The organism is Psychromonas antarctica, from assembly GCF_022267535.1.
GTDB lineage: Bacteria > Pseudomonadota > Gammaproteobacteria > Enterobacterales > Psychromonadaceae > Psychromonas > Psychromonas antarctica.
This window is the reverse complement of sequence record NZ_JAHNZV010000065.1, coordinates 1-15,888: the sequence shown is the minus strand read 5'-3', so window position 1 is coordinate 15,888 and position 15,888 is coordinate 1. Positions and strand designations below refer to the sequence as shown.

At 40.1% G+C, this 15,888-nt stretch carries 7 protein-coding genes; 4 read left to right on the top strand and 3 right to left on the bottom strand.

Going from position 1 to position 15,888, the window contains the following annotated elements; genetic code table 11:
• The first annotated feature begins 305 nt into the window (after positions 1 to 305).
• The 4 genes from KSO91_RS12195 to KSO91_RS12180 all read left to right on the top strand — a co-directional run bounded on the left by KSO91_RS12195 (position 306) and on the right by KSO91_RS12180 (position 11,585).
• Positions 306 to 1,433, top strand: a complete 1,128-nt coding sequence (locus KSO91_RS12195) for a sensor histidine kinase (protein WP_275113985.1) — start codon at positions 306 to 308, stop codon at positions 1,431 to 1,433.
• A gap of 1 nt (position 1,434) precedes the next feature.
• Positions 1,435 to 2,820, top strand: coding sequence for a sigma-54-dependent transcriptional regulator (locus KSO91_RS12190; protein ID WP_238743273.1), 1,386 nt, complete (start codon positions 1,435 to 1,437; stop codon positions 2,818 to 2,820).
• Positions 2,821 to 3,439: 619 nt separating this feature from the next.
• A complete protein-coding gene (locus tag KSO91_RS12185; protein WP_238743272.1) occupies positions 3,440 to 7,003 on the top strand; it encodes a hypothetical protein in 3,564 nt (1,187 codons plus the stop codon).
• 397 nt (positions 7,004 to 7,400) lie between these two features.
• Complete coding sequence (locus KSO91_RS12180; RefSeq protein WP_238743271.1) at positions 7,401 to 11,585, top strand: hypothetical protein; 4,185 nt, start codon at positions 7,401 to 7,403, stop codon at positions 11,583 to 11,585.
• A 215-nt stretch (positions 11,586 to 11,800) separates the two neighbouring features.
• On the opposite strand, the gene KSO91_RS12175 is transcribed toward KSO91_RS12180, so the two are convergent.
• From KSO91_RS12175 to KSO91_RS12165, 3 genes are all read right to left on the bottom strand, one after another.
• Complete coding sequence (locus KSO91_RS12175; RefSeq protein ID WP_238743270.1) at positions 11,801 to 12,865, bottom strand: SPFH domain-containing protein; 1,065 nt, start codon at positions 12,863 to 12,865, stop codon at positions 11,801 to 11,803.
• Positions 12,866 to 12,895: 30 nt separating this feature from the next.
• Positions 12,896 to 14,590, bottom strand: coding sequence for a hypothetical protein (locus KSO91_RS12170; protein ID WP_238743269.1), 1,695 nt, complete (start codon positions 14,588 to 14,590; stop codon positions 12,896 to 12,898).
• Between the two features lie 489 nt (positions 14,591 to 15,079).
• Positions 15,080 to 15,502 (bottom strand): hypothetical protein, encoded by a 423-nt coding sequence (locus tag KSO91_RS12165; protein WP_238743268.1) that lies wholly within the window; start codon positions 15,500 to 15,502, stop codon positions 15,080 to 15,082.
• Positions 15,503 to 15,888 lie beyond the last annotated feature (386 nt).

Sequence of the window (15,888 nt, the reverse complement as noted above, 5' to 3'; positions counted from 1 at the left end):
ATAACCAGTTATTGCTGCGATGATTCGCCTTGAACTACGCAAAACTAACAGCACTGTATAATATGTTTTTTAACTTTTTGATATTTAATCTAATTTCGTTTCCATTATCCAGAACTGAGGTTAAGTATGTTTTATTTTTATTTGTAAGCCTGTCAAATTCATTTTGACAGGCTTTTTTTTATCTGAAAATCGCGTCATATTTATGGCGTTATCGTTTTAACCTACTGTAATACAATATTTTTTTTGTATTGGCATAAATACTGCTTTATAGCTTGTAATAGCACACTATGAAGTAGGGTCATGCGATGGGTAATCTCAATCAACAAACAGCAGCATTGGAACAAGAGCGTTTTTCTGGCGAGCTTAAGCAATTGCGTTCACAGGCAAATTATATGGATCAACTTTATAGTGAGTTGCCATCAGGTTTAATTGTGATTGATGGTTATGGTATTATTGATCAAGCTAATCGTGTCGCGAGTTCGCTTTTAGGCGAGCCGCTAAAAGGGCAATTATGGAGCGCTATCATTGGTCGTTCATTTGCACCTAAAAATGATGATGGTCATGAAATTTCGCTTAAAAATGGCCGCCGTATTCAACTTTCTATCTCCTCCCTTGAAGGCCAACCCGGTCAGCTTATTCTACTCACTGATTTAACCCACACTCGTGAGCTGCAAGAGCATATTGGAAAATTAAAACGACTCTCATCGCTCGGGAAAATGGTTGCCTCGCTTGCACATCAAATTAGAACACCGCTTTCGGCAGCTATGTTATATGGTGCCAATCTTGCGAATAAAACCCTAACAGAAAGCTCGCGCTCGCGTTTTCAGGGGAAATTAATGAATCGCTTGCAAGATTTAGAAACACAAGTAAACGACATGCTTTTATTTGCGCGTAGTGGAGAGCAGAAAATTGTTGAAGAGGTTTCCTTAGTGGCACTGCTTGAAGAGGTGAAAGATGCGAGTGAAAGTATGATCACGCAGGTTGGTGGGCATCTGCAATGTCGTTTACCAGACCCTGATCTGCTTATTATGGCCAATAAAAATGCACTTGCAAGCGCCATGACCAACCTTATTTCTAATGCAATTGAGGCGACGGGAAAGGGCGCACAACTCTATATTACCAGTGCACGAAGGGGGGATGATTTAGTGGAAATTTCTGTTATGGATAATGGGCCCGGTATTGAAAAAGGGCGTATTGCTAAAGTAATGGAAGCTTTTTATACCACCAAATCACAAGGTACTGGACTCGGGTTGGCGGTTGTACAATCGATTACGCAAGCACATAAAGGCACTGTTGAGGTTAAATCTGAATTTGGCAAAGGTAGTTGTTTTACCTTAGTTTTACCCTTACATCGCGTTGCTGTATCCCGAGCTGAGTTACAAAATTATAAGCACTTAGATGATACACACTTTAATCAAGTGGTAGGAGGTTAATATGTCACAAGGTAAATTATTAGTGGTTGAAGACGATGCGGGATTGCGAGAAGCCCTGATCGATACCTTGTTACTTGCAGGATATAACTGCTTTGAAGTTGACAGTGGAGAGGCGGCTTTGGTCGCTTTAAACCAGCAGAAGTTCGATCTTGTGATCAGTGATATTCAGATGGGAGGAATGACTGGTTTGACCCTATTACAGAATATTAAAGATAAATATCCGACTCTACCGGTTTTATTAATGACAGCTTATGCAACCATCGGCGATGCAGTGAATGCGATGCGTGATGGTGCCATTGATTATCTTGCCAAACCTTTTTCACCTGAAGTGTTACTAAATCAAGTCAGCCGTTATGCCCCTGTAAACAGGGTAGAATCTCGGACGCCCATTTTTGGCGATCCCAGTACTCAGCGTTTATTTCAAATGGCAGAAAAAGTTGCAGCAAGTGACGCCTCAGTCATGATCACGGGTCCTAGTGGATCTGGTAAAGAGGTATTATCACGTTACTTGCATGATAAATCTTCGCGTTGTGATCAAGCTTTTGTGGCGATCAACTGTGCCGCTATTCCTGACACGATGCTCGAATCAACGCTATTTGGTTATGAAAAAGGTGCCTTTACTGGGGCCGTCCAAGCGTGTCCGGGAAAATTTGAACAAGCGCAAGATGGTACGATTTTGCTTGATGAAATCACTGAAATGCCACTGGAGTTGCAAGTTAAATTATTGCGTGTTTTACAAGAGCGAGAAGTCGAGCGTTTGGGATCACGTAAAACCATTAAATTAAATATTCGCGTGATTGCAACCAGCAATCGTGATATTAAAAAAGCCGTTGAAGCGGGTTCTTTCCGGGAAGATCTTTATTACCGATTAAATGTTTTTCCACTGCAGTGGCTACCATTGAGAAAACGTTGCGGAGATATTCTACCATTGGCTGACAACTTGCTGATGCGTCATGCGATTGACCAATCTCAAGCTATTCCGGTATTAACGGAAGCCGCAAAAGCGTTGTTATTAGCTTATTCATGGCCGGGTAATGTGCGTGAGCTCGATAATGTGATGCAGCGTGCGCTCATTTTATGTGATGGTGAACATGTTGATGTTGAATCGCTTATTTTAGAAGATCTGCAGTTTGAGCATATTTGTGATCAGAAAAATACACCGCCTGTAATGCCTTGCGAAGATAAAATTGCACCACCGAGCCAAGATCACGACGTCGCAGCATTAGGGCAAGGATTAAAGGATCAAGAACAGAAAATGATTTTAGATGCTCTGCAGACCTGCCGCGGGAAACGTAAAGATGTCGCCGAGTTATTAGGCATCAGTCCGCGTACCTTGCGTTATAAAATAGCGCGCATGAAAGACCAAGGCGTTGCGCTGCCTGCATAAAATAACTGATCGGTTAAAACTTAGTAAATAACTTCTTATATGGTGTTTGCTGAGTTTTGCTATGCTTTTTTACAGTAAAATCCCATAAGATCATTAAAGTAACAGTTTAAAGCGATCCTCTAAGCCTTTTTAAGGTCTCATGTGCAGCGATCGTTGCTCGCTTGCCACTATCTCGATATTTTTTGACGCTGCAGTAACGTTCTCATTAAGACACCTCCGTATATCATCAAAACCATCTCCGTACATCATCAAAACCACCTCAATATGCTGATTTATCAACATTAAGGTGATTTAGGTTATATGTAGACTGGTTTTTCATGAAATAAAACCTTAGTTTTTTATGATTAAAATTTTTTTTATTCACGTGTTTTTGATGTGCGTGCTTGTTAAGACATTATTGATTGTCTAAGCTTTCAATGATTGTTTTGTGTACACAGAAAAGTCAGTGAAAAGGGCGTTGTTAAAATTATACATGCTTCATATAGGTATTTTTGAGGGAAGGTGTCATAAAAGATGGAATAGGTGTCATCAGCTTCCACCAAAATAAGATCTTAAAGCCATATCTTTAAGATCCTCGCTTTTTACCAATGAAGTATTTTTTATAGCTAAAGGAAAGTTTATGAAAAAAATACTATCCCTATTAAGCTTATTAATATTACTTCTCTTGCTTGGTTCTTGCGGAGACAAAAACTTAGATGGGAGTTCCGATGATACGGAGCAACAAGTTGATGATGATTCAGGGGCCACTATAACATCAAGTGATTTTTCCATTGATGAAACAGATTTTGCTGACACGTCCAACTTTATTAAAGTGCCCGGGAAATCCAATGCGTCTTCCGTAGAGTTAAGGAATAAGCCTGATGGGCTTGTGATAAGCGCAACTGATATTACTACAAATGGGCAGATTGATTTTAGTTCAGAATATCGCTACGAAACTTTTTTGTCTCAAAGTTTGATTGAAGCTAATCTGGAGCACCCTCTTTATATTGACGGCGTATTTTCCGGTATTATCGAAAAATATGAACAAGGCGCTATTGTTGTAAAAAATGCGGTGAATATCAGTGATGCTTACGAATACTTTGATATATCAGCATCAAATGATGAGATTGTAGAAAGCATCACGCGCAGTATTAAGAAGACAATGGGTGCTTATGACCACATGAATGTTCAGCCACTGAAAATATCCTTTATCCAAAAAGATATTTTTAGCAAACAACGTACGCTCAAAAGTGAACCTGTTGTGGTGATCGAGTTTCCAAAAGGTTATAAGATCCCACTTAAACCTTTGTCTACGACGCGCGCCCTTGACGTTAATGTTGACTGTGAACTTTCTGAGGCAATGTGTGATGCCGAGTTTAACTATGGCAATAGTTATGAACAAGACTTGGAGACAACCAATCAATTTGGTTCTGCAGTCTTTACGACCGTAGGCAGTAAAATAGAAATTGGCCTCGGCGCTTTTATACGAGCGAAGTATGATTACAATACAGCAGCGAGTAACGAATATCGTTTTGAATTTAAGCCAACTGCCTATTACCTTGTAAATATAGAGGCGGCTATCACAGGAGGGGCTGTGATAGCACATGAATACACATTTGATATTGTACAAAATGGTTTAGATATCCCGATTCCATTACCCCAAGGTGTTAAGTTAAATATCAATATAAAACCGGAGTTAGTTATCGGTATGGAGGAGGCTCTGAATGTAGAAAAAACCAATTTCAAGGCTTCTCTTAAATCCACGAGAACAGGTTATGTGCACTTAGTCTATTCTTCCGATGCAGATGATGGGGCTCCGAAAGTTGGCATAAAAGAAGAAGCGGACCCATTAGTCAAAGCGGGTATTAGCGTTGATATAGATACAAAAACCGATGAAGTTATTGGTTATCTTTTTCCACAAATTGCAGTCAGGCCGCAGCTAGGCTTTCTTAAAGTCGATAAGAAAATTAACATCGCTTATGTCCGAAATGGTGCAAGAGTCGATACTAAATTGCGCGGACTAATTAAAGATGACTGGGTGGTTGAAAATACTGAGATATCGGGCAGTTCTGAAGAAGATGTCTATTTGAAAACGGAACTTTATGGTCTGATAGACTTCAAATGGGACATTAAAGTTGGCGATACGGATTTATACTCCAGTGATAAATGGAAAGAGCTGTATAAGAGTGAAAAGCCGCTCATATTACTCGAGTGGTATAGCCAACTTCTGCACAGCCCAAAGATGAATCTAGTTGCCTCTAGTGAAACGCGTATCATTGATTTTGATATCCAAAGCAGTTTAAAGCAGCATATACGTTATTACTACACGACTGATGGAACCGATATTGACAAAAAAATAATTAATGATAATCGGGACAGTACGCCTTATCTTATCTGGCGTGATGAGGATGCCCCTCTTACCTTTAGTGAAGACACCCCGATTAAGGTTCGAGCGGTTGTCTTTACTGATGAAATCACCGCTAAAGACGATACGCTTTGGCGTTGGGGAATGAGTATCTCCAAACAAGTAAATGCCGCCGCGATCTATTTGCCACAGCCCACCATTGATCCCGTTGCTAAAGAGTTCAAAGACCCGTTTGCAGTTAACGTGACGGATCTTGAAGGAAATATGATTGAGTATGATCAATATGGCACTGGTGTGTATACCGAGTGTGGCGTATTTACCTGTGCTATTTCTGTGAGTAAAACCGCCAATATAACCTTTAGAACCGTTAAAGAAGTTAATGGCAACCGTTATACTTCAAACGAGATTATTGGTCATTATCGTCAATGTGCTGATCACGAAGGCATGGAGTTTGGCTCTTGTATAAATCAATGTCCTTTTCTCTGGGATATTACCTATCAACAGACTGATACCAAGCTAGGGTTTGCTGAGGATGGGAAGATTGACTTCGAACGCGCACCCATTGTTGCAGGTTCTGGTCAGGTGTTAGACGTGCTTATCTTTCCTCGTTGTGACTTCTCTTTAGGAAGTGACGATTCTGAGCTTTATAAAAAATGTGCCCCCTACCTGAACGCTTACAATGACCCCGCATTAGCATCGGGTAATTACAAACGCGTAGACTGGAATTCTAGATTTGAAGGTGAAGATGCAACAGAAGTCTGGTTTCAAACTACGGAAACAGGAAAATCACCGCTAGAATTTAACTACGCCGCCGCGAAGGTCAATGGTGCCGGGGCATTGTGTAACCGTGACCCATACCCAAATATGCCATTAGCTTGGTTGCCTGCTGCTTATAAAGAGCATTCAGTTGATATAAATTCTTACCCGGAAGCTGAAGGTGATGTGTATGTCGTGCAGGGAGCTGATAATGCCTTCAATGTAATACCTCACTTCGATGGCGAATATGTCAATTTACACGCGCTCACTCAGCCCTTGAGTTTGCCCTTTGAAGAGGATATTTTTGCTGAAATTATTGAACGAAAATCTTTTTCCTATACCTCAGGAACAGCAAAATACACCTTTGTTCCTCGTGTATCTAAGGAACATGTGTTTACTGATAGCTTTTGTTTGAGCAATCCTGGCTACTGTGTTGATAAAGGCCTCAGTGCCAACGCATTCTGTACTCATTATCCTGATTATTGTGCGCTACACAACATCACTTATACTCGAATCGATCTCGCAGGTGGAGATACAAGTGGAGGTGATGAGGAGGATGATGGAAATAGCTCGGTAGATGATGATGATAATGGTGGCAATATTGATGGAAGTTATGATGACTGGGAAAGTGGCTTATGGCGTTTCAACGTCAGTTTCACGAATGACCTCGGTAGTGGCTCAATGACAGTTAACAAGTTTCCTATTGATCTTTCCAGTGAGCGTACTGAAGGAGATTATATTTTTGTAGGTAACGACTATGGTAATTATCCGGAGGGCACTACGGTCATCTTTAGCGGCGCGCTGCAATACGATGATGGCTTATCGCCTCTGACGATGACGGATGCTATGTTTATAGCACCCTTAGATAAAACGTTGATTTTTAATGCAATACTATCTTATCAAGGTATGGATTTCCAAATTGGCTCCAGTGAAATGGCTGGTGGCCCCAGTGGTAACAGCTGTGATGGTCACTTACCGTCAGGCAGTACAGAAAAAATAGTGGCAAAAGAAACCGTAATCTGGACGTGGTCACTAGCATCAACAAGCTGTACCTTTACATTACAACCTGTGCAAGCACCCTAATTTTTTATGGATGGTTTGCCCTGTGATGATGCAGCTAGAAAACCGCCATTGCGTTGCGGCATTTGATAAGAGAAGCACCATTCAAGGTGTTAAATGCTAGCATTTACACCTTGCCGATAGAGGGATGCCGTTATTCGCTCCTAAGGTCCTTATGCTGGGCTGGCCGAGCTGATGATAAGGCATCTTGGTATATCATTAGTCTATTTATTAACTACCGGTCTGATTTTTATTCCATAACATAATATCTATCAGAGTTGCGTTACCTTGTCATGGGTGACCTTGATGGTGTTTTTATAAGACTGGCCAGCAAAGCAAAATCAATTCCCTATAATTCAGTGTATTATCTATCGCTGCCCTCAAGTCTCGACTTATCTTTATTTGCCAAAAGGAATTTGTAATGTCATTTAAAAGTAGGATAACCATTCTGGTTACGCTGTTTTGCTGCATATCTAGTTTACCGAACACTTCACAAAGTGCAGTTTTACAAACGTCATGGGAGCAGTGGGTGGTAGAGCGTCATCAGGATTTAAATTGTCCTTGGCTCATTTCTACGAATAAAGACAAGATCTGTAATTGGCCTGGAGAGTTTGTCGGCACAATAGTGGAAGATGGTATGCTTTTTGAAATGTCTGTGCAGGTATTCTCGAAAGATGCGCTAATTGATTTGCCCGGTAATAAACAGAACTGGCCGACTGCGCTAACTGTCAATAAAAACAGTGCTGCCGTAGTAGATAGCAATGGTATACCAAAAGTGCATCTTCATACGGGGGCTAATATTATTCGTGGCAAGTTTTTATGGCAAGAGATACCTGCAGCGATTGCTTTCCCCAAGGAGATCGCTTTAGTTAACGTTTTTAGCAATAACAAATCGTTGCCAATTAGCATTAATGATGATCAACTTATTTTATCGTTGCACAATCAATCTACGCAGATTGAGCAAAAGAATTCACTGAAGATTCAGGTCTATCGCGCGCTACGAGACGAGGTGCCGCTACGTTTAACTACTATCATAAAATTATTTGTCAGCGGCAAAGCGCGCGAGGTGACAATCGGTCAGGTTGCAATTGCAGAGAGTCAGACGGTTTATCTACAGTCTGCTTTACCCGCTAGGTTAGAAGAAGACGGTATGCTTAGGGTGCAAGTTAAACCGGGTATCTATGAGATAACCGTTGGCAGCCGTTTAAGTGATAACCGCACCATTATTTCAAGTAATAAGATTTCACCTCAATGGCCACAATATGAGTATCTCTCCTTTATCGCCGATTCGCGAATTAGAGAGGTCGAAATAAGCGGGGTTAAAAGCATTGATACTTCATTGGTGGATATTCCAACACCATGGAAATCATACCCGACTTACCGATTGGGATTATCCGATCAACTACTGCTAAAGACCACTACTCAAGGCGATACTGCCGCACATCAGAACCGTATTAATATTGATCGGGAAATATGGATTTCTTTTGATGGCAGCGATGCTATCGTCAAAGATAATGTTAGCGGAACAATGCATCAGGGCTGGCGATTAGATGCGGCTAAAACAGTTAAGTTAGGGCGGGCATCGGTGGACGCCACTCCGGTATTAATCACTCATTATGCAGGCAATGATGGGGTTGAAATTCGCAATCCGAAAATTAATTTACAAGCAGTGAGTTCTCTGCCGTCGGTAAATAGGATCAATGCGCTAGGGTGGCAAAGCGAAGCAGAAAAATTAACGGCAAGAATACATCTCCCACCTGGGTGGCGGGCTGTTTATGCGAGCGGTGTTGATGGGATTAGCGGTACTTGGCTACAGAAGTGGAATTTGTGGGATCTTTTCTGGTTAATGATTTTAATTGCCGCAGCCAATAAGCTGCTTGGTTTTAAAGGTGCACTGTTAATCGCGGTAACGCTTATTTTTACTTTTCATGAAGATCAAGCTCCCAATGCCATTTGGGCTGTATTACTTACGTTTATCGCTGTGATTAAACTGCCTATAGGTAAATACAAAGTGTTATTGAGCCGAGTGGCGATATTGCCAGCCGTTATTTTGCTTATTACCTTTATCAGTATCGCCATCAGTTCACTGCGCTTAGCTGTTTATCCAACACTGGAAAAACAACGTGTTACAAATTACTCATCATCTTATAATCAGCAAAATAACTTAGATGATATGCAGGAAATGGAGATTTCTCTTGCTGCTGATACAGCGATTATGAGTAAGAGACTTAGTCGGAGTAAGATTCAAAGTGATAGTGATGAGGAGGCGCCAATAGAAGAAAAACAAAACTTATATCTGCTTGGGGATAATGACCGGGTTCAGACTGGCCCTGGCATTCCCGCATGGTCATGGAATAGTTTATTTATCAACTCTCAGGGAACAGTAACAGCAGATCAACAGATTAACTTGCTTTTATCTCCACCAATTTTAACCGCTCTCTGGCGGATCCTGAATGTGCTACTGATTGGTGCAATGGGAGTGATTTTGCTACTTACTTTGTTTAAGGTTGCAAAATTTAAAGCAACAGATGACCCTAATGATAATACCAATAATACCAATAACAGCCGTAATTCAGTAATTGAATCTAAATATAAAAAGGCGGCTGATTTGCGTTCAACGGGTTCAGTTTTGCTTATTGCATTACTTTTTCCACTGTTGAGTGTTTCCATGCTACTTTTATCAGAAGTAGCCGAGGCGGCAATTCAGCTTCCTGCCACAGACGGTTATCCGCCAGAATATCTGCTTAAAGAATATGAAAATAGGTTGTTAGCATCACCACAATGTTTACCGAGTTGTGTCTCATTAAATAATGGGCAGCTACAAGTTAAAGATAAACAAATGAGTTTGATCTTTGATCTCTTTGCTGATGCCGATATTGCTATGCCGTTACCGATGGCGGGGGATACTTGGCAGGCGCAAAAAATTACTATTGATAATAAGCCTGCGGTGCTAAGAAACTCTGAGCAGGGGTTGACTATTTTTCTCTCTAAAGGCAAGCACGTTATCATAATGCAGGGGCAGGTAAGCAATGCGGAAATCACTATTAATCTTCCGCTTAATATACATAACTTCAAGGTAGATGCACCATCTTGGCAAATCGAGGGTATTCGCAAGGGAATCATTGTTAATAATAATATTAGTCTTACCTCGAAGGAGGTGCTCGCTCAGCAAGAGATAACTTCATTGACACCACTACCGGTCAAACCCTATGCAATAGTGAATCGAAGTATCACCCTTGGTAAAGAGTGGCGAATGTTGACTAAGGTTACTAAGCTGGCGCCAAATGATGAGGCTGGAACATTTAACATTGCTTTGTTATCAGGAGAGCAAATACTTTCGGCGTATCCGATTAATGAAAACAATAGTGTCAGTGTTCAGTTCCGTAAAAACCAGCGTAGTATTAGTTGGCAGTCGGCACTTCCGCAGAATGAATTACTCACACTGACCGCCGCGAATAGTCCCTCCTATTCGGAAACTTGGAGATTGATTCCGTCCTCTTTGTGGAATGTTAAATTTACAGGCATCAAGTCGCTTAAATCTGAGATTGGCAGCGGGCAGCTACAGCCGTTATGGAAACCATGGCCGGGAGAAACGTTGGCTGTGCATGTTAGCCGTCCAGAGGGCGTTGCAGGAGAAGTGTTCACTACAGAGATGGCAACGTTAATTCAGCAAACTGGTAAAAATGTGCAAAATTCTAAGCTGACCCTTACGGTACGAGCTAGTCAAGGCACTGCTTACGAAATTATGCTTGCGCAAGGGGTAAAAATTAATGCGTTAGTACATGATGGCAAAAGAATGAGTATTAACAGCGCTAATCGTGCCATAGTGCAGCTTCATCCTGGAGAGCAACAGATTGAATTGGAGTTTGAAAAACGTGCTGAGTTCACTTGGCGCAACCGCAGTGCGGATATAAAATTACCGGGTAAAAGCGTCAATATCAATATTGAGTACCACCTACTTTCAGACCGTTGGTTAATTTACCTTAATGGGCCGCCACTGGGTGCTGCAATCTTATTTTGGGGCGTACTCTTTGTTATTCTAATTGGCGCAATTGTGCTGCCAATTATTGCTCGAAAATCACAGTTGAATATACCGATTACCTCGTTGGGCTGGGTCTTATTGGGTCTTGGGTTTTCAACGGTAAATAGTTATGGTCTACTTATCATTGCGTTGTTCTTTTTTGCGATGGCTGCTCGTAATCAGTATGTTAATCCTGCCAACATGCTGCGCTGGAAATTCAATACGTTACAACTGGCTCTTCTTGTCTTAACGTTTGTCTGTGGTGCTTCATTGCTTGCAGCTATTCCTTCTGGTCTGTTATCGACACCGCAGATGCAGGTGGCGGGTAACGGCAGTTATGGGCATCTATTTAAGTTTTTTCAAGATAAAGTGAGTACAGGTCAACTGCCGATTGTGACTGTCTATAGTCTGCCTATCTGGTTTTATCGGATAGTGATGCTAGCTTGGTCTTTATGGATAGCAACACGTTTAATCGGCTGGGGTAAATGGTGGTTTAGTAGTTATTCTCGTGATGGTGCATGGATAGCAAAAGTGAAAAAAACAGATCTCAAGCAAAAAACACCCGTCGAGCAAAAACAAGGCTGAGCTTTAATCTTGATATGTAGTGATTATAGTAATTGAATGGGATCTCTCACTAATTGGTAGAATAAACTGATTTATTGTTTGTAGATGTATCGAATATTAGAGGTGCGACTGATGTCGCACTTCCATCAATAAACCATAATATTATGTGAATCGATATTATGGTTTGTTTTACTCGATCCAAAATAGATCATTTAGTCGTTTATATTAAAACTTGGTTATTGCTTTTTACCACAACTAGGGCAGAACTTAGATGACAAGGGGATGTCGTTACCACAATCAATACAAAAACTCTTATTCTTTGTTTGTGCAGTGCCACAACTAAAGCAAAATTTGGCTGTATCGGGTAATGTTTGCTGGCATGAAGGGCAAATAGTCGAGCCATTGGTCGTACTTGATTGTTTGCTTTTTTTACTGTTATCCATCAAATCAGCATTCATATTCATCATTTTGTTGCCAATACCCATGCCAACACCCATCCCGACGCCCGCGCTCGCAACATTTCCTTCGCCTTCATTTGACGCCGCTTTTTCGGCTACATCGAAAGTTTTCACGGTATTGTAATGCTCGCCATAAAGATCAAATTCAGCCTTTTTGGCTAACATTTCTTTTAATCTCACCACGCTGTCATCATCTTCTGGGACATTGATTGAATTTAAATAAAAATTAACTATTTCGATACCAAAGCGTTTAAATTCAGCACTAATATCATGCTTTAAGGTGGCCGACATTTCATTTAGTTGGGTGCTGATGGTTAATATAGAAATATTTTCGTTGATTATTTTGGTGGAAATAAAGTCTTTAATGCAACTCATTAAATGTCCACGAAAGTAATCACTGACTTGCTGTGCATTAAACTCATCAACCGTGCCAACAAGCTGCGAAACAAATTTTTTGGCATCAATAATCGTCATCCCAAATTGGCCAAAAGCCCTAACGGGCAGAAACACTTTATAAATAGGATCCAAAATAGGAATGGGCTCTTGTGTACCCCATTTCATGTCTAAGTTTACGGCTTTATTAACAAAATAAATTTCAGCAGCAAAAGGCGTTTGATTGCCAAAAGGAATATTGACTATATGCTCCAGCAAGGGAATATTTGCTGACTTCAAGGTGTGGCGACCCGGGTCTAATACGTCCAGTGCTTTGCCATTTTTATAAAAAACAGCTTGTTGGGCTTGGTTAACAATAACTTGAGTGCCCCAAACTAAGCCATCATGGGGCCAACGCCACGCAAAAACATCGTTGGGCCCATCGTATTTGACGCGATCAATTATATCCATATGTACTCCTAGTATTTACCGTTATTGGGCTCATTTATCTTCCGTTAAAGCAAGTTTACCGCCGAGATATAATTTACTGCGCGTTTCTTTAATTCTTATATCTATATCGATGGCTAAAATATTAAACTTTTTGCCAAAAAGTAATAACAATTCACGTTCTTTTTTTGATATCTCACCATCCATAAGGCACATTTCAATCATTTTTAATAACCAAGTAGAAGCATCAAGCGCTTCATCTGGCGCTAACATCTTTAACGTAGCATTTTTTTCTGCAAGTATTATTTCATCTAAAACATGTTGAGGGATGCGGCGCTTTTTGACGAATTCATTTAATAATGCCAGCTCGCTGGGATGCGTTTTACCATCGGCAAATAGAATAAGTACTAATCCTGACAGTAGTGAAATGGGGTCGAATATTTTGCCTTTCATTTTATCTTGATTGGGTTCGATGGAAAATGATTTGCCTTTTAGCGTCATAATCTGATTTATATGAGGCGAGAAGTCCTTAAGCACCCAATTCAAATCGCCATGATTAAAACGTGTGTGGCAATATTGACAGCATTCGTCATCACTTTCTGTTTGAGGCGCGCCACAACTAAAACAGTGCAGTGAATGTAAGCCCTTTGTTGTATCACTGGTTACCCCAGTTTTTCTTAATAGAGTTAAATAGTGGGCATAATACCCCGGCGCTTGTCTGATATTTGTATTTAGGCAAACTTTAGTGCCTTTCCACTTAACAAGTACAAAAACTTTATCAAACTCATTACCAAATTCGATGCTAGTGACTTCGCATAGACCGAGTTCAATGTGATCAAAATAGTAATTATTTAATTCATTTTGGTTAAAATAATCAATATAGTCAGGGTGAGCAATAGAGAGAATAGGATCTGATTTCTGTGTTAACCATGCTTTTTGTAAACGCCAAAATAGGACGCTGACTCGGTCTTCAATAACAGGTAAATTAAAGGCGGGATCAACGACTTGATAATCAGCGACACCTTTAATTTGTCTTTTAGCATTTTGAAAACGCCATTCTGCTTCCTGAGTGATTTTAGCCAATATCCAATCATATTCCCCAGAAGTAACTAATGAATGACAGGCTTGGCATTGTTCAAACTTACTCAATAATAGTGTCGCTCCACAATTAGGACATATCCCCTCCAGTAAACCCGGATTTGATCGGGTTTTAACGCCCGGTAAACGGATATAAGTCAAGTATTCAACTGTGTTGGTAAATGGTGCTAACTTATGAGATTGTTGGGCAACATCAGTCTTTATGGTGCTCTGCCGAGCACGACTCGATATTTTAAAGTGTAATGTTTCAAAACACGTGTCTGCTTCAATACCAACGAGCTCACAATCGTGTATAAAAATATCATCTAATGTGCGATGTCGCTTAAGCTGTTTTTGAATATTAAACTGAATAGCATATCGTTGATAAATACCTTCTGTGATAAAACCGCGGGCTGATGCCATTTCGTGTGTAGCCCAAGCCTGTTTAATAATAAAAAAAGCATGTTCAACACGAGCCGTGATTTGGGCTATGTCAAAGTCAGGATCAAGTGCCTTTATCTTGTTATATTGAATGCTTTGTTTATTTTCATTTTGCTTTTTTATACCACGGACAATCGTTTCAGATGTTTTCTTCTGCTGTATTTTTTTTTGGGTTTCGTAGGCCGTATATAGAAAAAATGGTAATGAAATGATAACAATCAAAGTAAACATAAAATCCTTTTATTTATAGTTTTTATAGTAGTCTATAAGAAATTTCCATCGCTTTATATCTCTTTAGCAAGACGCTAGCTTTTTGCCAAGTAGTATTAGCATTGTTATTTATGGATGACTAACGGGTCAAAATCATCTCATTAAACTTGTCTTTTAGGCAGTATTTTACGATAGCATAACTCTGAGTATTGATAAAAATTTAATTGCTAACGTAGACGCCGTAATTAATTCAATTTCATTGTTAGAGTTTGAATGGGTGATATAGGTCACAATTGCTAGCCGCATTCAACCCTCTATGAAAGAAAATAAAGCTGCGGGACTACCTTACGGCTAGCGTATTACAATTTTAGAATGTTTTTAAAGGATGAAATCGGCTTTGCCTTGATCGTATTGCCAATTTCACTTAAAAAATACAAACCTTTTGCCATCAAATAAATAATGTCGAAAGGACCTTTATGAGTTTGAAATGGTGTGGAAGGACGTTAACAATTATTTGTTGTTATCGACTAACAGCTGCGCTTTACCTTTACTATCAATACACACCATCTGTTTCTTATTAACAGCAATATCAAGTGCTCTTTTGCCTCCTGGGCAATACTTGACGGCAATGGGTGTGTTATTAGGGAGTGTATATATGCCAATGCTTTCACCAATAGTTATCAGTTGGTTGTTGTTACACTTGTAGTCATTTATAGAAAGAAAATCATCTTTAATAATTTGAGCGACTTTTTTACCTGTATTGATATCTCTAATTATTAGCTTTCGATTTTTAATTACATTTATAGGTTCTAAATAATTATTCTCGACAAGGTAGTCTCCGCAGAGCTTAGGTGATTCATTCCAATAGCCTTCATCATTAATCCAGGCTTTATTGCCTGTGCGATGACAATTTGCTAATTTGTAGTGCTTCATCAGCGATAGTGGCATCCCTGAACATATAATATTGTCATCGGTATTAACACCAGAGAGGGGGATTATTGTTGTTTTTGGATCATAGGTCATTCCTGTGATAACAAACTGATTATTATTATCTAGCTGAAATTGCTTACTGGAAAACCCGATAAAAGTGAGTGGTGTTTTCTGCTCGTTAATTGACCAAATAGAATCGGGGAGATCCCGCCATTCATGTAGTATATCCCCCGAAAAAGAGAGCTTACTTAATTGATGTATCGTGAGCTTACGGCTGCATAGTTTGACTTGGGCGGTTAGCCCAATTCAGTCTTTTTTGGAAAGCAAGTCAGCCGTTACTCACTATTTTCTAGATAATTCCATGGCAGGTAATTTTCTGGGTTGGCTTT